The organism is Sphingopyxis sp. MG, assembly GCF_002953155.1.
Lineage (GTDB): Bacteria > Pseudomonadota > Alphaproteobacteria > Sphingomonadales > Sphingomonadaceae > Sphingopyxis > Sphingopyxis granuli.
Genome location: NZ_CP026381.1, coordinates 1,877,688 through 1,899,385, shown reverse-complemented (window position 1 = coordinate 1,899,385; position 21,698 = coordinate 1,877,688). Strand labels below are relative to the sequence as shown.

The window sequence follows — 21,698 nt, the reverse complement described above, 5'->3', positions numbered from 1 at the left end:
ACCGAACCTGCGTCCGGCAGAATAGGGTGGAAGCATGCCCTCGCGTTGATATGGATCAAGCGAAGCCATATTCTTTCGCGGGCTGGTCTTGCCCGGGAAAGCACGGCATGGCGCTGGGAGCTAAGGAAGACGGAATGGCATGACGACGGTCCAATATCGCGGCTTCGCGGGCGTTCGGCTCGAAGCGGACATCATCGGGTCGGAAAACGATCCCGCGGTGCTGCTGCTGCACGGGGCGGGGCAGACGCGCGCGGTCTGGGCGCGGCTCGCCGATGCGCTCGAACAGGCCGGGCGCCGTGTCATCAGCCTCGACCTGCGCGGGCATGGCGGCAGCGAATGGCCGGCCGACGGCCGCTATGATTTCGAAGCGATGGTCGAGGATCTCCGCGCCGTGCTCGCGCAGCTCGGTACGCGGCCGGTGGTCGTCGCCTCGACTTTCGGCGGCTGGATCGCCAGCGCGGCGCTGGCGCGCGATGCGGCACTGCTGGCCTCGGGGCTCGTGCTCGTCGACCTGCCTGTCGGCGACGACAGCGGCGCGGCGCTTCGGATCGGCGAATGGCTGCGCGATGCCGTCCGCCCCTGGCCGGAGCAGCCCGTCTGCGATCCGCGCCTCGCCGATGCGTTCGACACCGCGGCGCTGGCCGAACGCCTCGCGGATGTGGCCGGGACGATTGCGCTGCCGACGCTCTATATCCACGGTCTGACGAGCGATCTCGCCTCGCGCGACGATGCCGCGTCCTTCGTCGATCGGCTTCCCGACGGCGAACTCGTCGAGGTCGAGGATACGGCGCCGCGCTTCGCCGACGATCGCAGCGATACGCTCGGGGCCTATCTGATCGACTTCCTCGAGCGCCGCGTGCCGCGCGAATCGCCCGAATATCGCGCCGGGTCCGACGCGCGCACCTTTCGCGACGCGCTCGGCTGCTTCGCGACGGGCGTGACCGTGGTGACCGCGATCGACCCCGACGGCGTGCCGATCGGCCTGACGGCGAACAGCTTCACCTCGGTCTCGCTCGACCCGCCCTTGCTGCTCGTCTGCATCGCGAACAGTTCGGGCAGCGCGGCGATCCTGCGCGGCGCCGACCATTTCGCGGTCAACGTCCTCCAGATCGGGCAGCAGCCCACCTCGAACCGCTTTGCCGGCAAGGGGGAGGATCGCTTTGCCGCGACGCCGTGGGAAATCGGCGAGTTCGGCACGCCGGTGCTCGTGGGGTCGCTCGGCAGCTTCGAATGCGCGCGCGATGCGGTGCACGAGGGCGGCGATCATTTCATCCTCGTCGGACGGGTGCTGAAGGCGATCTTCGAGCCGCGCCGCGATCCGCTGCTCTATTTTCGCGGCAAGTATCGCAAGCTGCACTTCGCCTGATCCCCACCACGCGATTGCCCCCGGCCGTGCCGCTTTGTCGTCGAATCGATGCCGAAGCTGGATCGCGGCACGCCTTCGCGCGTTGATGTACGCGAAACACCGGCCCCAACATGGAGGACTTCATGAGATATCTGAGCAAAGCCGCCGTCTGTCTGGCGGCGTTTTCGATGGTGGCGGCACCAGTTGCGGTTTCGGCCGCCCCCGCATTCGACGGCGCGCGCGCGGTATCGTCGAGCGAGGAAAACAGCGAGTTCGCCGGCGGCGCAAGCTGGATCATCGGTCTGATCGGGCTTGCCGCGGGCATCGCGGTGATGATCGCGATCGCCGATGACAACGACGACGATTCACCCGTCAGTCCCTGACAGCCGGGTTCGCCTCTTATGGAATGAAGCGCTTGCGGTTTCGAAGTCGCAAGCGCTTCTATTTCTGGAGGGAGTTTCGGATTCCGAAAGTGGCAGCCCGGCAGCGCCGGCGGATCGGGCAGCTTCGACAATCGGCGCGATCGGCACGGCAGACCGTCTGACCCAGGCGTTTGATCAACACATGGAGTTCCGCAAGATCGGTCGCACACCAGTCGGACAATGCCGTCATGGTCAGATTATAGACGGTTTGCGTGTCGGCCTTGCCTCGAACGAATCCGAATCGACGCATGATCCTCAGTATATGCGTGTCCACTACGAAGGCCGGCATGCGCAACGTGCTGAAGTTGAGGGTAGACGCCGAAACCTTTCGGCCCACACCCGGCAGACGTTCCAGCCACGCGAGCGCGCTCTCCACGTCCAGCGCGCCGAGAAACGTCAGGTTGAAATCAGGGCGATCTGCGGCGACGAAGGTCAAGGCATCACGAAGGTATTGCGCTTTTACATCAGGAAAGGTCACATCGCCGATGACTTCCTCGACCTCAGCGGTCGTCGCTCGTGCGATGCTGAACCATTCGGGATAGATTTCGACGAGGCGGTGATAGGCGCCCAACGAGACGGCGTCGCGTGTGCGACCGCTGATCATCGACTTCACCAGCTGGCCGACGGGCGTTCGCACACGGACCGGTTCAGCAGGGCAGCCAAAGCGGCATCTTAGCCGATCCCGCACCCACTCCATATCTTCTGTAGCCCAGAAGCTAAACGCCATCTGCATAGTCTCATAATATGAACAAAAAGAGAACATTGCAAGGAAAAAAAGCGGCCGACGGGCTCTGCGGTTGTCCCGACACGTCGCACTATGGGATTAGATTCGGCGGAAAATGGCGGAGCGGGAGGGATTCGAACCCTCGATACGGTTTTGCCGTATACTCACTTTCCAGGCGAGCGCCTTCGACCACTCGGCCACCGCTCCGCATGCCTTGGACGAGCGCCCCTAATCGGTTGGCAAGGCTTTCGCAAGTCGCATGGACGTGGCAGACAGGCCCGATGAGACATCTGTTCCTGGCCGCAGTCGCCGCCTCGCTCGCCATTCCGTCGCACGCGCAGCAGGCGGAACCGCCGGCGCCGGGCGAGATCGTGGCGGCCGCTCCGGACGAAGCGTGGATCGCCATCGCGCCTACGGACCTGCTCGTGATGGACCTGGCCCCCGATGCGAAGGGGCAGCCTCGGCGCGTCATCATCCAACTTATGCCCGCGCCGTTCAGCCAGGGATGGATCGACAATATCCGCAAACTCGCCGCCGCGCATTGGTGGGACGGCACCGCCGTCACCCGCGTGCAGGACAATTATGTCGCGCAATGGGGCGATCCGACCGAAGCGAAACCGCTGCCGGAAGGGCTGACGGTGGTGCCGGAGAGCGAGTATGTCGTGGACGCGAAAACGGCCGCGGGTTGGTCGGCGGCACGGGCCATGCGCGTTTCGGCGTCGGTGACCGCCGATCCCTATGCCCCGAGCCAGGCGCTTTGGGGATGGCCTATTGCGCACGGTGAGAATGGAGAGATATGGCCCGTCCATTGCTATGCCATGGTCGGCGTCGGTCGCAACATGTCGCCCGATACCGGCTCCGGAGCCGAACTCTATACGGTGATCGGCCACGCGCCGCGCCATCTCGACCGCAACATCGCGCTCGTCGGACGCGTCGTGAGCGGGATCGAGCATCTGTCGAGCCTGCCGCGCGGGACGGGCCCGCTGGGCGTCTATGAGCGAGCGGAGGAGCGCGTGCCGATCCTGTCGATCCGGCTCGCCAGCGATCTGCCCGCAGTCCAGCGACCGCGGTTCGAATATCTGTCGACCGAGAGCGAAAGCTTCGCGCGCTATGCCGACGCGCGCGCCAATCGCCGCGATGCCTTTTTTATCCGGCCGGCGGGCGGCGCCGACATCTGCAATATCCCGATCCCGATCCGCCCCACCGCCCAGAAATAGTCGGCATGGAGGATTTCACTGTCACCGCGCCGCTCTGGCGTTGGCGATCGGCGACGGGGCCTGCCGTCTGGCATTTCCTTACGATCGGGGGCGAGGCGGCCGATGGCATCAGGCTGGCGGCGCTCGGCGGGCAATGGCTGGATGGGCGCCGCGGGTTCGGATCGGCGAAAGTGCGCGCGACGATCGGCGATACGCGTTGGAACACGTCGGTCTTTCCGCATCGCGAAAGCGGTGGCTGGCTGTTGCCGGTCAAGGCTACGGTGCGAAAGGCCGAAGAGCTGGCCGAGGGCGATGCGGTAACTGTGACGGTCAGTCTTTAGCCGGGCTTTCAGCCTTCGCCTCGCGCGCCTTTGCCTTGCGCTTGCGCAGGTTGGCGCGCAGCGCTTCGGCCAGACGGCGCTCGCGTTCGAGGTCGGCGGGGGAGGGCGGCTGACTCATGCACCGGCCATGCCCGCGAAATCCGCACGACGTCAAGCCTCGCAGCTTGACAGGCGCGGGACGCCCCGCCATAGGCCGCGCCTGCCCCGCGACGTCGTCGCCGCGGCCGGCCGGCGCTGCTGTAGCTCAGTGGTAGAGCACTCCCTTGGTAAGGGAGAGGTCGACAGTTCAATCCTGTCCAGCAGCACCATATTTTTCAGATTTTCGTCGCCAGCAGCCAGTCGTGGAACAGCTTCACGGCGGGCTGGCGCAGCGCGCGCGGGCGGCAGACGAACCAATAGCTGTAGCTGCTGTCGACGTCGAAATCGAACAGGCGCACGAGCCGCGGGTCCTGCGCGTCGTCGAAATGGTGCGCGTGCATGAAGGCGACGCCGATGCCCTGCGCCGCGGCTTCCAGGATCAGCGGCCCCGAATCGAAGAAATCGACCCCCGCCGGTTCCAGATAGGGCATGCCGATCGCCTGCCGCCATTCGCTGAAGGTTTCGGGCATCTCGCGATGCAGCAGGATGGTCATCCGCTGAAGCTGTTCAGGCACCGTGATCGGGCGGTCGCCGTCGGTCAGCGCGCGCGATGCGATGGGGAACACCTTGTTCTGATCGAGCCGGGCCGCGTAGAGTGCTGGATCGATCGCGCGCGCCAGAGCGATCGCCGCGTCGATCCCTTCGCCCAGCCGCGCCTCGGCGTGCGACATGGTGTCGATGTCGATATGCAGTTCGGGATGCTGCTGCCGTAGCGCGGGCAGTCGCGGGAAAAGCCGCTGCTGCGCAAAGAGCGGCAGGACGTTGAGATGCAGGCGGAGCGAAGCTTCCGGGCTGCCGGCGCGGACGAGCACCGACCGCAGATCATCGAGGATCGGGCCGAGCTGATCCTGCAACTGACGCCCGGTTTCGGTGAGCTTCAGGCCATGATGATGCCGATTGAACAGCGGGCGGCCGACCGCATGCTCGAGCGTCTGGATACGCCGCGACAGTGCTGGCATCGACAGGCCGAGTTCGCTCGCGGCGGCTTTCACCGTGCCGTGGCGCGCGACCTCCAGAAAAGCCTCCATGCTGCTGAGGGGGGGAAGGCGTTGCATCATCGTCTCCTGACGGCGCTGATGGCATGGCCTTGGCAAGCTTGCCAGAATTTTGTGCGGCGCGTCATCGATCGTTCCGCCGCGGGGGGTGAAATCGGGGAACGATCCTCCTATCTTCCCCGTTCTGACCATTTTGCGGGAGACGGGTATTGGCCGACGCACCGGTGAAGGAAAAGCAGGTCAAGCTGCAGGTCGCGACGCTGCGCGCGGAAGAGAGCGGCGCGGGCATCGCGCGCATTCCGCGGTCTGCGATGGCCGCGCTCGGCGTGACCGAGGGCGATGTGGTGCAGATCAGCGGCAAGCGTGACACTGCGTCGCGGATCGTCGCCCCCTATCCCGAGGATGAAGGGTTGGAAGTGATCCGCCTCGACGGCCTGCAACGCGCCAATGCGGGCGCCGGTGCCGGCGACGTGGTGATGCTGAGCCGGGTGGAGATGCGTCCGGCAACGCGCGTCGTCTTTGCCCCGGCGCAGGAGAATCTGCGGCTTCAGGGATCGGCGATGGCGCTCAAGCGCAGCTTTTTCGGGCGGCCGCTCGTCGCCGGCGACACGGTGGCGACCGCGGGGCAGCAGCGCCTGCCTTCGGGCGATATGCCGCCGCAGCTCCGCCAGATGCTGAACGCGCCCGCCTATGCACTGGCCGAGGTACGCCTGCTCGTCGTGTCGGCGACCCCGAAAGGCGTCGTTTTCATCGACGAAAACACCGAAGTCGAACTGCTCTCCGAATATCAGGAGCCGCAGGATGCGCGCCGCACCGACGTCACCTATGACGACCTCGGCGGGCTCGGCGAGACGATCGACCAGCTTCGCGAGATGGTCGAACTGCCGCTGCGATATCCCGAACTGTTCCGGCGGCTGGGCGTCGATCCGCCGCGCGGGGTGCTGCTCCACGGGCCGCCGGGTACCGGCAAGACGCGGCTGGCGCGCGCGGTTGCGAATGAAAGCGACGCGCAATTCTTCCTGATCAACGGCCCGGAGATCATGGGCAGCGCCTATGGCGAGTCCGAAAAGCGGCTGCGCGAGATTTTCGAGCAGGCGACCAAGGCGGCGCCGTCGATCCTGTTCATCGACGAGATCGATTCGATCGCGCCGAAGCGCGGGCAGGTGACGGGCGAGGCCGAGAAGCGGATCGTCGCGCAGCTCCTGACATTGATGGACGGACTCGAACCGCGGACGAACCTCGTCGTCATCGCGGCGACCAATCGTCCCGATGCGATCGACGAGGCGCTGCGCCGTCCGGGCCGCTTCGACCGCGAGATCGTGATCGGCGTTCCCGACGAAAAGGGGCGGCGCGAGATATTGGGCATCCACACTCGCGGCATGCCGCTGGGCGAGGATGTCGACCTCGACGAACTCGCGCGCACGACTTTCGGTTTCGTCGGCGCCGACATGGCGGCGCTGACCCGCGAGGCGGCGATCGAGGCGGTGCGGCGCATCATGCCCAAGCTCAACCTCGAGGACGGGACGATCCCGCCCGAGGTGCTGGAAGAGGTGCGGGTGACGCGCGACGATTTCCTGAACGCGCTGAAACGCGTGCAGCCGTCGGCGATGCGCGAGGTGATGGTGCAGGCGCCCCGGACGCGCTGGAGCGATATCGGCGGCCTCGACGCCGCGCGTGACAAGATGATCGAGGGCATCGAACTGCCGCTCAAGCATCCCGAGGCGTTCCGCCGGCTCGGTATCCGCCCTGCCAAGGGCTTTCTGCTCTATGGCCCGCCGGGCACAGGCAAGACGCTGCTTGCCAAGGCGGCGGCGCGCGAATCGGACGCGAATTTCATCGCGATCAAGTCGTCCGACCTGCTGTCAAAATGGTATGGCGAGAGCGAGCAGCAGATCGCGCGATTGTTCGCGCGGGCGCGGGCGGTGGCGCCGACGATCGTCTTCATCGACGAACTCGACAGCCTCGTTCCCGCGCGCGGTGGCGGCGGGGCGGGCGAGCCGCAGGTGACCGAACGCGTCGTCAACACGATCCTCGCCGAGATGGACGGGATAGAGGAGATGCAGTCGGTCGTTGTCATTGGCGCGACCAATCGCCCGACCCTGATCGACCCGGCGCTGCTGCGTCCTGGCCGGCTCGACGAACTGATCTATGTCTCGGTACCTAACGCCGAGGGGCGGCGACGCATCCTGGAAATCCATACCGGCCGGATGCCGCTCGCGGACGATGTATCGCTCGACACGCTCGCCGAGCGGACCGAGCGCTTCACCGGCGCGGATCTCGAGGATCTGGTGCGCCGCGCGGGGCTTGCGGCGCTCAAGCGCTCGCTCGACAGCGACATCGTGACGATGGCCGATTTCGAGGCCGCGCTGAAGGACACGCGCGCCTCGGTCACCGAGGCGATGGAGCGCGATTACGAAAAGATCCAGGGCGAGATCAAGCAGCAGGCGATGAGCGTCGATCCGATCGGCTTCTTCGCGCCGGGCATGCTCAAGCCGGTCCGCGAGCAGAAGCACGGCGGCGAGGCAGAGGCCAAGGATTGATTCAGGCCTGGGGCTGGTGGCCCTCCTGCTGGAGGGCCGACCAGCCCCACAGCACCAGCCAGCCGCAGAACAGCGCCATCAGGCCGTAGGACACCATCGCGTGCCAGTTGTAGAGCAGCACGCCGACCGCGGGTGAGACGATGTAGGCCGAGCCGTTGATCGACGCGGTCATGCCGGCGACGCTGCCCTGGTCGCGGCGTGAGACCGAGAGCGAGGCTCCCGCCGTGAAACCCGGCCGGAACAGCCCGAAGCCGAGCGAGGCGAGGGCGAAGCCGATGACGATCGCGTGCAGATCCTGCGCCAGCCCGGTCAGCAGGATGCCGGCCGCGCCGAGCGCCGCGCCGTACAGGACGGTGGTGCGCGGCGTCATCTTCAGCAGCGGGATCAGCCCCCATTGCGCGAGCAGGGTCGCAAAGGCGCCGGCCATCAGTACGATGCCGGTGATCGCCGCCCCCTCGTCGGGCTTGAGGCGAAGGTGCAGCCGGTCGAGGATCAGGAAGCCGATGACTCCCAGCATCATCGCTTGCGCCTGGCCGCCGAAGAAGCCGGCGAGCAGCCATGGCCGCACGCGCGGGTCGCGCCAGCCCAGCGCCTTTTGCGTCGAGGGATCGCGGTCGTTCTCGTCCTCCGCGGTCGGTTCGGCCGGGCCGGCGGACAGCGGGTAGGGGGCGATCGCACCGCGAGCGGCGAATCGCGGCGTGTCGTTGGGCAGGCGCCAGCGCAGCATCACCAGCACGATCAGGCCGATGAGCGCGAAGACGAGCAGCGGCCCCGCGAGTCCGACGAAGGGCAGGATGAAGAAGGGCGCAATCGCCGGTCCGATCACGGTGCCGAGCCCGAAGGAGGAGGAGACGAGCGATAGCGCCTGCGTGCGTTCCTCGGCATCGGTGCGCGCGGCGACATAGGCCTGCACCGCGGGCGGCGAGGCCGAACCGAGCCCGCCATAAAGGCTGCGAAACAGCGCGAAGAGGATGAAGGTCGTGCTCGCCGAGATCGCGCCGCTCAGCCCCGCCCACAGCGCAAGTCCGCACAGCGCCATTGAGGCGAGGAAGCCGACGATGCCGAGCGCCATCAGCGCCCGGCGCCCGCGCTTGTCCGACTGGCGCGCCCAGTGCGGTGCGGTCATCACCCACAGCAGCGCCGACCAGCTGAAGGCGAGGCTGACCCACACGTCGGGGATATGCAGCTTGGCGCCGATCGCCGGCAGGATCGACTGCATCGCGGTATTGCCGGCCGCGGCGACAAGCATGATAGCGAAAAGCACGGCCATGCGGTCGGAGGGAATCGAACGCGCTATCGCCGTCATGTCCGCCTCCTTTCGCCGCATGCCTGCCTCTCCCTACACGGGAAGCGCGCGCTGTCCAGCATCGGGCCAGACTCTTTCCTTGCGCCGGAGCCTCAACTTTGCCACGCAATTTCCGACCCTAACAATGCGAAAGCCATCATGACCAACCCCAGGGCGCAGGCCCATGAATCGAAGATCGCGCCGCTCAGCCGGATTCGCGAGCGGCTCAAGCGCGTATTCGGCCCGTGGGGCATGTTCATCCGAGGCTTCATCAAGCATCCGGTCATGGTGGGTTCGATCGTGCCGTCATCGCCGACGCTGATCCGCCACATGCTGCGGCCCGTCGACTGGAAGAACACGAAACTGTTCGTCGAATACGGCCCCGGCGTCGGCACCTTCTGTCGTCCGGTCCTCGAGCGGATGCCGGGCGACGCGACGTTGATCGCGATCGACACCAACGAGGATTTCATCGCCTATCTGCGCAAGGACATCCGCGACAGCCGCTTCATCGCGGTGCACGGGTCGGCCGCCGACGTCGAGGCGATCATCGCGGCGCACGGCTTCGACCAGGCCGATTATGTCCTGTCGGGTCTGCCCTTCTCGACGCTGCCCGCCGGAGTCGGTCCCGCGATAGCCGCCGCGACGCACCGCGTTCTGCGCCCCGGCGGCGCCTTCCTCGTCTATCAGTTCCGTGCCCGTGCGCGCGATTTCCTCGCCACGCATTTCCGGCGCATCGACAACGCCTTCGAATGGGTCAACGTCCCGCCCTGCTTCCTCTTCTGGGGCTGGAAGGACTGACCCTTTCAGATATCGGGGTCGGGATCGGCGAGACCGAAATTCAGCCGCCGCGATACCGTATAGTCGACGATGCCGACCACGAACCAGGCGAGCGTCCAGCGCAGCCGCGTCAGCCATCCGGCACGCGCCCGATGCGACAATCGGGTGACGATTGTGCAATCGGGTTCGAGGCCCGCTAGGAAATCGCGCATCCGCGCCGCGAATTTGGCATCGGCGATCCGCACCATGATTTCGACATTCAGGAACAGGCTGCGGACGTCGAAATTGGCCGATCCGATATAGACGACATTGTCGATGACGATCAGCTTCATGTGCAGCCGGCACGGCTGATATTCCCAGACCTCGGCTCGCCGGCGCAATAGATAGCCGTAGAGCAGCCGCGACGCGCCGATCGTCGCGGCATTGTCCGACCGCCCGGCCATGACGAAGCGCGCACGCCCCTGTCGCGCGACGCGTCCCAGCCGCCGCAGCATGCCTTGTCCCGGCGAAAAATAGGCCATCGCCATGTCGAGTCGCGCCGCGCCCTCCAGGTCGCTGCGCACTGCGCGCGCCCATGGCGACAGGCGCTGCGTCGGGCCGCCGACCAGCCAGGATATGGGGCCTTCCCGCTGCGGCCATGTGCGGATCAGGCGTCGCAGCATCAGCAGCTTGCCGTCGTGGTGCACGGTATAGGCGTGAAGCCGCTCGAACCATCGCGCCGCCTGGACGACGCTGGTCCCCTTGACGATCAGGCCGAGGTCGAACCAGCAATCGCGGTGCGGCTCGTCCAGATAGGTGTCGGCGATGTTAAATCCGCCGGTGACCGCGATGGCATCGTCGATCAGGATCAGCTTCTGGTGGTTGCGGATCAGATAGCTTGACCGCCAGCGTCGCGAGAAAAAGGTTACCTCGCCCCCCGCCGCGCGCAGCGGCGCGAACAGAGTGTCAGGCGTCGTCGCCGATCCGAAGCTGTCGATCACGGCGCGCACCCGAACCCCGCGCCGGGCCGCGGCGGTCAGGTCCGCGACCATCGCGCGTCCGGCGGAATCGTCGGCGAAGATATACATGACCAGGTCGATGTTCCGCACCGCCCCCGCGATCAGGTCGTGCAGTCGCTCGCGGCGCTCGCTGCCCGAGAAGAGCAGTTCGAGCCGATGGCCCGCGACGGCCGCGGTCAGCCGCCCCGGCATCGGGCTTTGATCGGCCGCTTCGGTCATCGCCCGGACATAGGCTGCGGGCGTCTCCGCGCAAGAGGGTCGCGACCACGAGGCGCTACGCTGCCGATGCCTCAGTCTTCCTGTCCGTAGCCCAGCGGCAGGCCGACCGTCAGCGTGGCTACATCGCACTTCATGGCCCGGCATAGCCTGATGAGCGCCACGAAGGTCAGATTATGCTCGCCGCGCTCGATTCGTCCGACATAGCTGCGATCAAGCCCCGCTTCGTGGGCAAGGCCTTCCTGCGACATGCCTAGCTCGCGCCTGCGAGCGCGAATGCGCTTGCCCAAGATGTCCAGATAGGGATCCACCCGCTCCAGTCACGGGATAGGTGACTATCGGTCCACGGAGTATTGATCCCTTTGTTAACCTTTGCGGCTTATTCGATTCGCAGTTTGACCGATGGAGGGTGAGATGAGGAATTGGAAAGCCGCTGCGGCCATCGCGGCATTCATGGTATATGGGACGGCGCAGGCGCAGACGGTCTTCCATTGGCCCGCGCCCGAAACGCAGCCGCTCGGGGAGGCCAAGCGTTACTATTTACCGATGGGAACGCCACTGATGTTGAAAACGCGCACGCAAATTTCGACCAAGGACAACAAGCCCGGCGATCGCGCGTATCTGGAGGTAGCCGAAAGCGTCAGTTTCCGCGGACAGATCATCGTCCCGATCGGTGCGCCTGTCGTTGCCGAGGTGTCGCGGGCGCAGCGTAACGGTCATGTCGGCAAAAAAGGAAAACTTGAGATCCGACTGCTTTATGCGGAAACGCCGAGCGGTCCCGTGCGCCTCACAGGAACATCCTATGACGAGGGCAAGAGCGGCACGGCGCTGTCGGTCGGCACGATGTTGTTCGCGTCGGCGCTGGGTGGTTTTTTCATTCATGGCCCAAGCGCCAGGATCGACGCGGGAACGCCCGTGGAGGCCTATCTCGCGGAACCGTTGCGATTCACCTGGTATCCGGAGCCGGGTCCCAAGATCGCGTTGATTCCGGCGCAGCCCGATTCATACGAAACGGCGCGCCCCGGCTTCTCTTCCTTGCAACAGCCGGTATCGCGAGCGGATTGACCTGCGATACGGGCGGGCCGTACGGGGCGGGGCGGTGGACCGGGCGCCTCATGTCGAACTCTACCGCCCCCCCCACGCCGCGCTCGATTGACATTTTGCCGGCTCCCTGCTAGCGCGCAGCGCTTGCCGCCACGCCTCTCCGGCTGGCCTCTCCTCAATCCAAGGAAACAACATGGCCCGCGTTACCGTCGAGGATTGCGTCGACAAAGTTCCCAACCGTTTCGATCTGGTCCTGCTGTCCGCGCACCGCGCGCGCGAGATTTCGGGCGGTTCGGAACTGACGATCGATCGCGACCGCGACAAGAATCCCGTCGTCGCGCTGCGCGAGATCGCCGAGCAGACCGTGCGTCCCGTCGACCTCAAGGACTCGCTCGTCGGCACGTTGCAGAAAGTGGTCGTCGATGATGACGATACGCCCGACGAAATCAGCTCGATCGCGCGCTCAGCCGAAGCGCTGCGCCTGACGGCCGCCGCGCCGCCGCGCAGCCCCGCTGGCGGCGGCGGCGACTTCGAATAAGCGCCGCGTCCGACGCATCGAAAAGGGCTCCGGGAAACCGGGGCCCTTTTTCGTTGCGCTATTGGATCACGGCAGCTGGATCAGTTCGGCGACGCGGATTGCGCGCGAGGCGAGCAAGGGTTCGAGGATGATGCCGATGCGGTGCGCCCGCTGCGACCGGGCGGTGATGTTGTAGAGGCTGTTCGCGACTACGTCGGCGATCTGCACGCCATCGGACCGCCGGCTGTCCGCAAGCGACGCGCGACCCCAGTGACCGAGCCCGGCCTGGATCGTGTCGCGCACGCGCGTCAGGATCGCGGGGTCATAGCGACCGTCGTCGATCACCACATCGGTGCACACGCCGCCCGTTTCGGGCAGCCAGTGGCCGACCGCGCTGTCGAGCAGCGCCGCGTAAAGGGCGAGGTCGCTCGGCGGGGTGCCGTTGGCATTCGGCAACAGCCGCTCGCGCTCGGCGACCGCGACCCAGGCGCGTCCACCGGCACGATCGAACAGTTCGAGCAGATAGGCACGCTCGGTCAGGCTGATCCGGCTGCCTTTCAGTTCGCCGCGCAGGCCCGTGACCGCACGAAAGCGCGCGTGGATCGCCGCCGCCGCCTCGGGGGTGAGCATCACCGCGGCAAAGGTCATCGCGCCGGCGTTGAGCCCGCCTGATTCGTCGCAATAAATCGTCATGATATGGCGAAGAGCATGGCCGGTCCGTCCGGTCCCGCCACGCTGCCCCCTTTTTCTCCGTGAACGCCCCGAGTCATCGTATCCGCATCATGGCGCATCAGGCGGGGCACGGATAGCGCTTCTTCATCAGGCCGTCGAAGGCGGCATAGACGCTTACCGACTTGCGCGTCTGCGGCGGGTAGGTGCGCAGATGCGCGAGCCATTCCTCGGGTGTCAGCGTGCCCGAAGCGGGAGGGCAACTTGTCGTCTTGCGCCCCGCCCGGCGTTCGGCGTCGATCCGCGCCTTGTAGCGCTTGCCGGCGGCGATCACCTCGCCCTTGAGCGCGCCCGCTTCGGGGGTGGCGAGCGCGAGAGGACCGAGGCGCAGCAGATTGTCGGCGCGCGCCAGAAAGGCTGCGACGCTCATGTCGCCGGGTGCCATGCCGCACAGCAACGCGGCGGTACCCAAGGCAACCGCCGCGCGTGCGCTTTGCCTCCGGATCACTCGCTGCACCCCGACATCATTTACCGAACGCCCCCAATCAGGGATCAGGCGCCCTGCGGATTGGCGTCGCCGAAGGGGCGCGGCTTGCGCTTGATCTGCGGCAGCGAACCGGCGTGACCCTGGATCGGCGTCCCGGGACGGCCCTGGTCATTCTCGCGGCCGATATCTTCGCCCTTGATCGCGCGGCGCGCTTCTTCGCCCGAAAGCGTCTCATATTCGAGCAGCGCCCCCGCGAGCAGGTGCAGTTCGTCGAGGTGATCGGTCAGCACCTGCCGCGCAACATTCTCGCCTTCCTCAACCAGTCGGCGGACCTCGGCGTCGATCAGCTTCGCGGTTTCTTCCGACATGTTCTGCGCCCGCGAAACGCTGTGGCCCAGGAACACCTCGTCCTGATTGTCGCGATAGCGCAGCCAGCCGAGCTTTTCCGACATGCCATATTCCATCACCATCGCGCGCGCCATGTCGGTCGCCTGCTGGATGTCGTTCGACGCGCCGGTGTTGAGTTCGTCCTTGCCATAGATGAGCTGTTCGGCGATGCGGCCGCCGAAGCAGAGCGCGAGCCGCGCCTTCATCTGCTTCATGTTCTGCGAATAGCGGTCGCGCTCGGGCAGGTTCCACGTCACGCCCAGCGCGCGGCCGCGCGGGATGATCGTCACCTTGTGCAGTGGATCGTTGCCCTCGACGTGCAGCGACACCAGCGCATGGCCGGCCTCGTGATAGGCGGTCGCCTTCTTCTCGTCCTCGGTCATCACCATCGAGCGGCGTTCGGCGCCCATCAGCACCTTGTCCTTGGCTTCCTCGAACTCGTCGCTGGCGATCAGGCGCTTGCCCTTGCGCGCGGCGAGCAGCGCCGCCTCGTTGGCGAGGTTGGCGAGGTCGGCGCCCGAGAATCCGGGGGTGCCGCGCGCGATCCGGCGCAGGTCGACGTCGGGCGCCAGCGGCTTCTTGCGCGTATGGACTTCCAGAATCTTGTGACGACCCTCGATGTCGGGGCGCGGCACGACGACCTGGCGGTCGAAGCGGCCGGGGCGCAGGAGGGCGGGATCGAGCACGTCGGGGCGGTTGGTCGCGGCGACGATAATGATCCCCTCGTTCGCTTCGAACCCGTCCATCTCGACGAGAAGCTGGTTCAGCGTCTGCTCGCGCTCGTCGTTGCCGTTGCCGAGGCCCGCGCCGCGATGGCGGCCGACCGCGTCGATCTCGTCGATGAAGACGATGCACGGTGCGTTGCGCTTCGCCTGTTCGAACATGTCGCGCACGCGGCTGGCGCCGACGCCGACGAACATCTCGACGAAGTCCGAGCCCGAAATGGTGAAGAAGGGGACGCCCGCCTCGCCCGCGATCGCGCGGGCGAGCAGCGTCTTGCCGGTGCCGGGCGAGCCGACGAGCAGCGCGCCCTTCGGAATCTGGCCGCCGAGCTTCGAGAATTTGCTCGGGTCTTTCAGGAACTCGACGATCTCCTGCAGTTCCTCGCGCGCCTCGTCGATGCCGGCGACGTCGTCGAAGGTGACGCGGCCCTGCTTTTCGGTAAGCATCTTGGCGCGCGACTTGCCGAAGCCCATCGCGCCCGACCCGTTGTTCTTCTGCACCTGGCGGAAGACGAAGAAGGCGACCGCGAGGATCAGCAGGAAGGGCAGCGACTGGACGAGTAGATACATCCAGAAGTTCGGCACTTCCTGCGGCTTGCCGTCATATTTGACGCCATTCTCGTTGAGCATCTTGAGCAGGTCGGGATCGCGGACGACATTGGCGGTGAAGCGGTCGCCGTTCGACATCGTGCCCGTCACCCGATCCTCGGACAGCACGACCTCCTTGACGGCACCTTCCTGCACCTTCTGCCGGAAATCGGAATAGGCGAGCGGGCTTCCCGCGGGCTGCGCGGCGCCGCCGAACATCGAGGCGACAAGGAGCATGGCGAGCAGGATGCCGCTCCAGATCATCACGCTCTTCATCCAGGGGTTGCCCTGCGGTTCCTTGTCGTCCTGCATGCGGAATCTTTCCAAAATCACATCGATCGCCGAAATCGCGCCAAAGGATGGTGTGCGATGCGATCAGGTTCCTAAGATAGGAGCATGGCGTTAAATGACAATGAGCCAATCGGTCCTATTGTCGCCTAGCGTAAAGCGGCGTTCAGCGGCGCGTTTTGCGGCGGGGCGCCGTGGAAATGCGCCAGGCGCGATGCTCGTCGGTCGCAATGGCGTCGATCAGCAGGCTGCCGACCATCGCCCGCCGGCCCGCGCGCATCGCCGCGATCACTCCATCGAGGGTGATACCGCGCAGCCCGAGGCGCGGGTCGTTCGCCTTCAGCCGTTGCTCGACGATGCGCCGGAACAGCTCGGGCGGATAGGCGCGGTCGCGGATGGTCGCGATGTCGTCGGCGTCGGGCCAGCACCCGATCGCGGCCGCGACCGCCCAATCGAGCGCCGCGTCGGCCTCCGCCAGCCAGCGCGCCGATCGCGCGGCGGCTTCGGCGTCGACGATGGTCTGCGAGGCGAGCGCCCGGCGAAGGCGCGCGCGGTCGAAGCGCGTGTCGGCGTTGGTCGAATCCTCGACGAACGGCAGGTCGGCCTCCAGCGCGACATGCGCCAGCTCGGCGCGGCGCCAGCCCAGCAGCGGGCGCAGCACCGCGCCGTTGCGCGCGCGGATCGCCGCCAGTCCGCCGACCCCGCTACTGCGGTTGAGCCGCATGATGATCGTTTCGAGCTGGTCGTCGGCGTGATGCGCGGTCAGCAGGAAGTCGATGCCGTTCGCCTCGCGCCACGCCTCGAGCAGCCGATAGCGTTCGGCGCGCGCCGCGGCCTGCAACGAACCGCGGATCGGGGCGGGGGGACGCAGCGTCGCGTGCGGAACATGTTCGCGCGCGCAGAAGCCCGCGACCATGCGCGCCTCGTCGGCGGATTCGCGGCGTAGCCCGTGATCGACCGTCGCGGCGTCGACCTGTCCGGGCAGCAGCGAGGTCGCGAGCCAGAGCAGCGCCATGCTGTCGGGCCCGCCCGAAACCGCGACGCCATAGTGACGTCTATGCCAATCGGGCCCCGCGACGAGCGCCAGATCCGACGCGAAACGCTCGACCGCGTCCGCGTCAGCAACCAGTTTTTGCTTTGGCGGCAGCTGCATCATCGCGGACATCCTTTGGCGCCTTGTCTCCATAGACTTCGTCGAGCTCGCGGAACGCCTTGCACGCGTCGGCCTTGCGTCCCAGCTTGTCGAGCGCGACCCCCATGTACATCAGACTGTGCGGTGCGCGGGCGCCGCTCGGCCGATCCTTGTAATTATTATAGAAAGCGACTGCGGCGAGGCTTGGCTTGCCTTCGTCGAGATAGGCGCGGCCGAGGAGGTTCTGCGCGTAGCTCGCGAGGCGGTGATTCGGCCATTTCGTGACCACCTGCTTCAACTGTGCTTCGGCCTCGGGGTAGAGCTTTGCCTCCCACAGGCGATAACCATAATTATAGCTGTCCTCGACCTCGTTGCCGGTCGCGGGAATCTCGACCTTCTTGACCAGCGCAAGCCGTGTGGCGTCGGGTGTGGTGGCTGCGGGTTTGGTCGTTGCCGGCTTCTTCGCCGGCGTCGCTGCGGCGGTGGTCGCGACCGTCGCGGGCGGCTTGACCGTGGGAGCCAGGCTGGCAGGTGTGCCCGTCACCTCGGACGCTTCGGGTGCTGCGAGGCGCTTGTCCGTTTCGGCCTTGTAGGCGTTGAATTTCTTTTCGAGTTCGCGAAGTTGGAAGGCGTTCTGCTCGGTTTGTCCGGTCAGGGTCTGGAGTTGCGCTTCGAGCGCATCGACGCGCGCGGCCAGGTCGATCACCGGCGCGCTGCTCTTGACCCGTTCGCCCGGCGTGTTGTCGGGTGCGATCTCGCCCTCGAAGAAGGCTGGGCTGCCGCCCGGGAACACCGACCGCTGGACGGCGCGCATTTCCTTCTCGAGCCGTTCGACCCGCTTGTCGATTCCGGCATCCTGCGCGAGCGTCGGCACCGAGGCCGAAAGCGCGATCGCGGCGGTTGCGAGAAAAGAGATATGACGCATCTTCATCTGCCGATAGGCCCCCACCAATTAACCTTGTTTGGCGTCCATAACGCGGCACGGGGCGGCGGCGCAAACCCATTTCGGTGCACCGCCATTCCGATCGGCCCGATTGTTGCGGAATTCAGCGCCGCGGCAAAGCCTTCGGCGCCGGTGCCGTGGCGCCGCCTTCGGCCCGCGCCAGAAGGTCGGCGGGCTTGAGCGAGATGCTCTTGACCAGCGTGTCGGCGGCGCCGAGCGACCCGATATCGCGCCCGCCGACGGTCACTTTGAGCGCTTGCGGTCGGCTGGTGCGCAGCGTGAACTGCTTGATATAGGCGGCGGGCACCTGATAGGTCTCGCCGGGATCGAGCGTGCGCCAGTTCTCGGTCTTGCCGTTTGCGTCGTCGAACCCGATCCACACCTCCGAAATGCCGGTGAGCACGACCGGCGCATCGGCAGGAACGGCGCCGTCGGCGGCGGCCTTGCCCGCTGCGGCCGGCGCGGTTGCGGCCGCGGGAGCTTCGGACGCGTCGGCATCGCGATTCTGCGCTGCGACCAGCGCCTCGTCGGGCTCGACCGACAGGAAGCGCCATACGCCATAGGCCGAGACGAGCACCGCGGCGACGATCACCAGCGTCCACGCCAGCCGCGCGGTCGGCAAGCGGGCGGGGTCGGTCGGTTCGTAAGCCTCGTAGATCGGCCGGGCGCCATATTGATCCTCGTCGAGTTCGCGGCGGATGTCGGCGGCGATCTCGGTTTCGGGCAGGTCGACCGCACGGGCATAGGCGCGCGCGAAGCCCGTGACATAAGTGCGCCCCGGCAGCTCCGAAAATTCGGATTTCTCTATGGCTTGAAGATGCCGCTGGGTGATGCGCGTGCGCGTCGCGACGTCGGCGAGCGACAATCCCGCCGCCTCCCGCGCCAGCCGCAGCCGGTCACCGGTGCGCGTGATCGCCAGTTCGCCCTGCGTGGCGACCTCTTCCTCTGCCATTGCTGTCTCCGTGCCGGTCGGTGCAACCCGGTTTGACCGTGGCGCCGTTCATCGCATTGGCGATGCGCGAAAGTCAAATGAAGTTCGGCGAAACGTCGGCGGCAAGCATGCGGATGGGGAGCGGTCCGAAGGGCAGGCGATCAGAGCACATATTTGCTGAGGTCGGTGTCGCCGACGACGTCGGCAAGCTGCCGGTCGACATAGGCGGCATCGATGGAGAGCGTGGTGCCCGTTCGGTCCTCGGCGGTGAAGCTCACCTCCTCGACGAGCCGTTCCATGATCGTCTGGAGGCGGCGGGCGCCGATATTCTCGACCTTCTCGTTGACGTCGGCCGCGAGCCGCGCGACGCGCGCGATCGCGTCGGGCGTGAAGGTCAGCGTCACGCCCTCGGTCGCGATCAGAGCCGAATATTGCTCGGGCAGGCCAGCCTTGGTCTCGGTCAGGATGCGGACGAAATCCTCCTCGCCGAGCGCGCCCAGTTCGACGCGGATCGGCAGGCGGCCCTGGAGTTCGGGCAGCAGGTCACTCGGCTTCGCGACGTGAAAGGCTCCCGAGGCGATGAACAGGACATGGTCGGTCTTCATCGGACCATATTTGGTGGCGACCGTCGTGCCCTCGATCAGCGGCAGCAGGTCGCGCTGCACGCCTTCTCGGCTCACCGAGCCGCCGCGCACGTCGCTGACCGCGATCTTGTCGATCTCATCGAGGAAGACGATGCCGTTCGCTTCCGCATCGGCCAGCGCGACGCGCGCGACGTCGTCCTGGTCGAGGCGCTTGTCCTGCTCCTCCTCGATCAGCCGCGTCGCAGCTTCCAGAACCGTCAGCTTGCGGCGCTTCTTCGGCAGGCCGCCCATCGCCTTGCCGAGCATGTCGGACAGGTTGATCATGCTCATCTGCCCCGGCTGGCCGGGAAGCTCGAACGGCATGTTCGGGGTGTCGGCGACCTCGATCTCGACCTCGCTGTCGTCGAGATGGCCTTCGCGGATGCGCTGGCGGAAGCTCTGGCGCGTAGCCTCGCTGGCGCCCTTGCCGGTCAAGGCATCGAGCAGCCGCTCCATCGCCGCCTCTTCGGCCGCCGCGCGCACCGCTTCGCGGCGACGGTCCTTCTCCAGCCGCACCGCTTCCTCGACCAGGTCGCGCGCGATTTGTTCGACGTCGCGGCCGACGTAGCCGACTTCGGTAAACTTGGTCGCTTCGACCTTGATGAAGGGCGCGTCGGCGAGCTTGGCGAGACGGCGCGAAATCTCGGTCTTGCCGCATCCCGTCGGGCCGATCATCAGGATATTCTTCGGGCTCACCTCGTCGCGCAGTTCGGGCGAGAGCTGCTGGCGGCGCCAGCGGTTGCGCAGCGCGACGGCGACCGCGCGCTTCGCGGCGTCCTGGCCGATGATATGCGTGTCAAGCGCGGCGACGATCGCCTTCGGGGTCAGATCCTTGTTCATGATCGCTTATGCCTGGATATCGATAATTTCGAGGGTGGTCTGGTCGTTGGTGTAGACGCAGATTTCGGCGGCGATCTGCATCGCCTTCTTTGCCAGCACCTCGGGATCCTTTTCGTAATCGACGAGCGCGCGCGCCGCGGACAGCGCGTAATTGCCACCCGATCCGATCGCCGCGATGCCGCCCTGCGGCTCCAGCACGTCGCCGTTGCCGGTGATGACGAGCGTCACCTCCTTGTCGGCGACGATCATCATCGCCTCCAGATTGCGCAGATATTTGTCGGTGCGCCAATCCTTGGCGAGTTCGACCGCGGCGCGCAGCAACTGGCCGTGGTGGCGCTCCAGCTTCGCCTCCAGCCGCTCGAACAGCGTGAACGCATCGGCCGTCGCCCCCGCGAAGCCGCCGATGACGCTGCCGTCGTGCAGGCGGCGCACCTTGCGGGCATTGGGCTTCATCACCGTCTGGCCCATCGACACCTGACCGTCGCCGATGACGACGACCTTTTCCGGGGTGCGGGCGGACAGGATGGTGGTTCCGTGCCAGGGCGCGGCACTGTGCGCATGAGGATCGGTCATGCGGCGCGATATGGGCAATCGGCGCCGGGGCTGCAAGGGGAGGGGACGGCGATCAGATCGCGTTGGCGGCGAACGTGTCGCACTGGCGCGGATCGCCGGTCTCCAGCCCGCGGCGGAGCCAGCGCATGCGCTGCTCGCTGGTGCCGTGGGTGAAGCTTTCGGGCACCGGTCGCTGGCCCGCCGAGCGCATCAGCGTATCGTCGCCGATCGCGTTGGCGGCGGTCATCGCCTCCTCCATGTCGCCCGGCTCCATCACCGTCTGCCCGTCCTTCGTTCGCGCCCGCGCGGCCCACACGCCGGCATAGCAGTCGGCCTGCAATTCCATGCGGACCTGGATCGCATTGCCCTCGGTCTGCGAAGCGCGGGCTTGCGCGCGGCGGACCTGATCCGATGTTCCGGTAATCGTCTGGATATGATGCCCGACTTCGTGCGCGACGACATAGGCTTGCGCAGCATCGCCGGCGGCGCCGAACTTCGTCTTCAACTCGTTGAAGAAGCTGGTGTCGAGATAGATGCCCTGGTCGGCGGGGCAATAGAAGGGTCCCATCGCCGCCTGCGCCGCGCCGCAGCCCGAGCTGTTGTGGTCGGTATAGAAACGCAGGCCGGGCGCGCGATAACCGTTGATCTGGCTTTCCCAGAAGCGGTTGGTCGAGCTGAACACTTGGCAGGCGAAGCGTTCGGCGGCGGTGTCGCAGGCGACGCCCTGCTGCGTGCCGCGGCTGTCTGCCATCGGGTCGGCGGTGCCGCCGCCCGTACTCAGCATCTGCGAACCGGGACCGAGGAAGACGAAAGCGAGTACGCCGAGCAGCAGGATCGTGCCGCAGCCCATCTTGCGCCCGAGCAGCATCGGCAGCAGTCCGAACAGCAGCCCGCCCATGCCACCGCCCCCGCCCCCGCCGAAACCGCCGCCGCCGCGACCGAGGTCGCGGATGTCGTCGCCGGGGTCGTAATCGTCGAGGCGCATGAGGGGGCTCCGC

23 protein-coding genes and 2 tRNA genes are annotated in these 21,698 nt (G+C 66.5%); 9 read left to right on the top strand and 16 right to left on the bottom strand.

Going from position 1 to position 21,698, the window contains the following annotated elements:
* Nucleotides 1-139: 139 nt before the first annotated feature.
* Together C3E99_RS08880 and C3E99_RS08875 are read left to right on the top strand one after the other, a co-directional pair.
* Complete coding sequence (locus C3E99_RS08880) at nt 140-1,366, top strand: alpha/beta fold hydrolase (protein WP_076075100.1); 1,227 nt, start codon at nt 140-142, stop codon at nt 1,364-1,366.
* Between the two features lie 122 nt (nt 1,367-1,488).
* Nucleotides 1,489-1,728, top strand: a complete 240-nt coding sequence (locus C3E99_RS08875) for a hypothetical protein (protein ID WP_158682223.1) — start codon at nt 1,489-1,491, stop codon at nt 1,726-1,728.
* Nucleotides 1,729-1,786: 58 nt separating this feature from the next.
* Here the strand turns inward: C3E99_RS08875 and C3E99_RS08870 are convergent, their stop codons facing one another.
* Entirely contained in the window at nt 1,787-2,494 is a 708-nt protein-coding gene (locus C3E99_RS08870; RefSeq protein WP_199775083.1) for an endonuclease III domain-containing protein, read from the bottom strand.
* Between the two features lie 113 nt (nt 2,495-2,607).
* Nucleotides 2,608-2,698, bottom strand: a tRNA-Ser gene (locus C3E99_RS08865).
* Nucleotides 2,699-2,772: 74 nt separating this feature from the next.
* Between C3E99_RS08865 and C3E99_RS08860 the strand changes: the two genes are divergently transcribed.
* The gene (locus tag C3E99_RS08860; protein ID WP_067110793.1) at nt 2,773-3,708 is read left to right on the top strand and encodes a peptidylprolyl isomerase; all 936 of its coding nucleotides are present in this window, start codon (nt 2,773-2,775) and stop codon (nt 3,706-3,708) included.
* A gap of 5 nt (nt 3,709-3,713) precedes the next feature.
* Nucleotides 3,714-4,028, top strand: coding sequence for a DUF1905 domain-containing protein (locus C3E99_RS08855; RefSeq protein ID WP_082797145.1), 315 nt, complete (start codon nt 3,714-3,716; stop codon nt 4,026-4,028).
* Here the strand turns inward: C3E99_RS08855 and C3E99_RS20230 are convergent.
* Complete coding sequence (locus C3E99_RS20230) at nt 4,018-4,146, bottom strand: hypothetical protein (protein ID WP_255211480.1); 129 nt, start codon at nt 4,144-4,146, stop codon at nt 4,018-4,020. The two genes, C3E99_RS08855 and C3E99_RS20230, sit on opposite strands and share 11 nt — an antisense overlap.
* Before the next feature lie 115 nt (nt 4,147-4,261).
* On the opposite strand from C3E99_RS20230, the gene C3E99_RS08850 reads away from it, so the two are divergent.
* Nucleotides 4,262-4,336, top strand: a tRNA-Thr gene (locus tag C3E99_RS08850).
* A gap of 6 nt (nt 4,337-4,342) precedes the next feature.
* Here C3E99_RS08850 and C3E99_RS08845 read toward each other — a convergent pair.
* Nucleotides 4,343-5,221 (bottom strand): LysR substrate-binding domain-containing protein, encoded by an 879-nt coding sequence (locus C3E99_RS08845; RefSeq protein ID WP_067110853.1) that lies wholly within the window; start codon nt 5,219-5,221, stop codon nt 4,343-4,345.
* 149 nt (nt 5,222-5,370) lie between these two features.
* Here C3E99_RS08845 and C3E99_RS08840 point away from each other — a divergent pair, with 149 nt between their 5' ends.
* Nucleotides 5,371-7,701, top strand: a complete 2,331-nt coding sequence (locus tag C3E99_RS08840) for a CDC48 family AAA ATPase (protein ID WP_067110801.1) — start codon at nt 5,371-5,373, stop codon at nt 7,699-7,701.
* A 1-nt stretch (nt 7,702) separates the two neighbouring features.
* Here C3E99_RS08840 and C3E99_RS08835 read toward each other — a convergent pair whose 3' ends face one another.
* The gene (locus C3E99_RS08835) at nt 7,703-9,007 is read right to left on the bottom strand and encodes an MFS transporter (protein ID WP_067110855.1); all 1,305 of its coding nucleotides are present in this window, start codon (nt 9,005-9,007) and stop codon (nt 7,703-7,705) included.
* A 138-nt stretch (nt 9,008-9,145) separates the two neighbouring features.
* Here C3E99_RS08835 and C3E99_RS08830 point away from each other — a divergent pair, with 138 nt between their 5' ends.
* Entirely contained in the window at nt 9,146-9,784 is a 639-nt protein-coding gene (locus C3E99_RS08830) for a class I SAM-dependent methyltransferase (RefSeq protein WP_067110804.1), read from the top strand.
* A gap of 5 nt (nt 9,785-9,789) precedes the next feature.
* Here the strand turns inward: C3E99_RS08830 and C3E99_RS08825 are convergent, their stop codons facing one another.
* The gene (locus tag C3E99_RS08825; RefSeq protein ID WP_076075108.1) at nt 9,790-10,980 is read right to left on the bottom strand and encodes a phospholipase D-like domain-containing protein; all 1,191 of its coding nucleotides are present in this window, start codon (nt 10,978-10,980) and stop codon (nt 9,790-9,792) included.
* Between the two features lie 71 nt (nt 10,981-11,051).
* On the bottom strand, nt 11,052-11,288 hold the full coding sequence (locus C3E99_RS08820; RefSeq protein WP_067183305.1) for a helix-turn-helix domain-containing protein: 237 nt from the start codon (nt 11,286-11,288) through the stop codon (nt 11,052-11,054).
* A gap of 103 nt (nt 11,289-11,391) precedes the next feature.
* Here C3E99_RS08820 and C3E99_RS08815 point away from each other — a divergent pair, with 103 nt between their 5' ends.
* Both C3E99_RS08815 and rpoZ read left to right on the top strand, forming a co-directional pair.
* Nucleotides 11,392-12,042 carry a hypothetical protein gene (locus C3E99_RS08815; RefSeq protein ID WP_158682221.1) on the top strand — a complete coding sequence of 217 codons (651 nt, stop codon included), beginning with the start codon at nt 11,392-11,394 and terminating at the stop codon, nt 12,040-12,042.
* A 172-nt stretch (nt 12,043-12,214) separates the two neighbouring features.
* Entirely contained in the window at nt 12,215-12,559 is a 345-nt protein-coding gene (gene rpoZ / locus C3E99_RS08810; RefSeq protein ID WP_067110812.1) for a DNA-directed RNA polymerase subunit omega, read from the top strand.
* A gap of 66 nt (nt 12,560-12,625) precedes the next feature.
* On the opposite strand, the gene C3E99_RS08805 is transcribed toward rpoZ, so the two are convergent.
* From C3E99_RS08805 to ypfJ, 9 genes are all read right to left on the bottom strand, one after another.
* Nucleotides 12,626-13,231, bottom strand: a complete 606-nt coding sequence (locus C3E99_RS08805) for a DUF3800 domain-containing protein (RefSeq protein ID WP_067110815.1) — start codon at nt 13,229-13,231, stop codon at nt 12,626-12,628.
* Nucleotides 13,232-13,328: 97 nt separating this feature from the next.
* On the bottom strand, nt 13,329-13,637 hold the full coding sequence (locus C3E99_RS08800; RefSeq protein WP_234002648.1) for a hypothetical protein: 309 nt from the start codon (nt 13,635-13,637) through the stop codon (nt 13,329-13,331).
* Between the two features lie 122 nt (nt 13,638-13,759).
* A complete protein-coding gene (gene ftsH, locus C3E99_RS08795) occupies nt 13,760-15,703 on the bottom strand; it encodes an ATP-dependent zinc metalloprotease FtsH (protein ID WP_067110822.1) in 1,944 nt (647 codons plus the stop codon).
* Nucleotides 15,704-15,845: 142 nt separating this feature from the next.
* The gene (gene tilS / locus C3E99_RS08790) at nt 15,846-16,835 is read right to left on the bottom strand and encodes a tRNA lysidine(34) synthetase TilS (protein WP_076077801.1); all 990 of its coding nucleotides are present in this window, start codon (nt 16,833-16,835) and stop codon (nt 15,846-15,848) included.
* Nucleotides 16,798-17,742, bottom strand: a complete 945-nt coding sequence (locus tag C3E99_RS08785; RefSeq protein WP_199775082.1) for a YbgF trimerization domain-containing protein — start codon at nt 17,740-17,742, stop codon at nt 16,798-16,800. Before C3E99_RS08785 ends, tilS begins: the two co-directional genes overlap by 38 nt.
* Nucleotides 17,743-17,857: 115 nt before the next feature.
* Entirely contained in the window at nt 17,858-18,706 is an 849-nt protein-coding gene (locus C3E99_RS08780) for a helix-turn-helix domain-containing protein (protein ID WP_076075116.1), read from the bottom strand.
* Between the two features lie 140 nt (nt 18,707-18,846).
* Nucleotides 18,847-20,148, bottom strand: coding sequence for an ATP-dependent protease ATPase subunit HslU (gene hslU / locus C3E99_RS08775; protein ID WP_076075118.1), 1,302 nt, complete (start codon nt 20,146-20,148; stop codon nt 18,847-18,849).
* Nucleotides 20,149-20,154: 6 nt separating this feature from the next.
* On the bottom strand, nt 20,155-20,721 hold the full coding sequence (hslV, locus tag C3E99_RS08770; RefSeq protein ID WP_067110833.1) for an ATP-dependent protease subunit HslV: 567 nt from the start codon (nt 20,719-20,721) through the stop codon (nt 20,155-20,157).
* A 52-nt stretch (nt 20,722-20,773) separates the two neighbouring features.
* Entirely contained in the window at nt 20,774-21,685 is a 912-nt protein-coding gene (gene ypfJ / locus C3E99_RS08765; RefSeq protein WP_104959697.1) for a KPN_02809 family neutral zinc metallopeptidase, read from the bottom strand.
* Between the last annotated feature and the right edge of the window lie 13 nt (nt 21,686-21,698).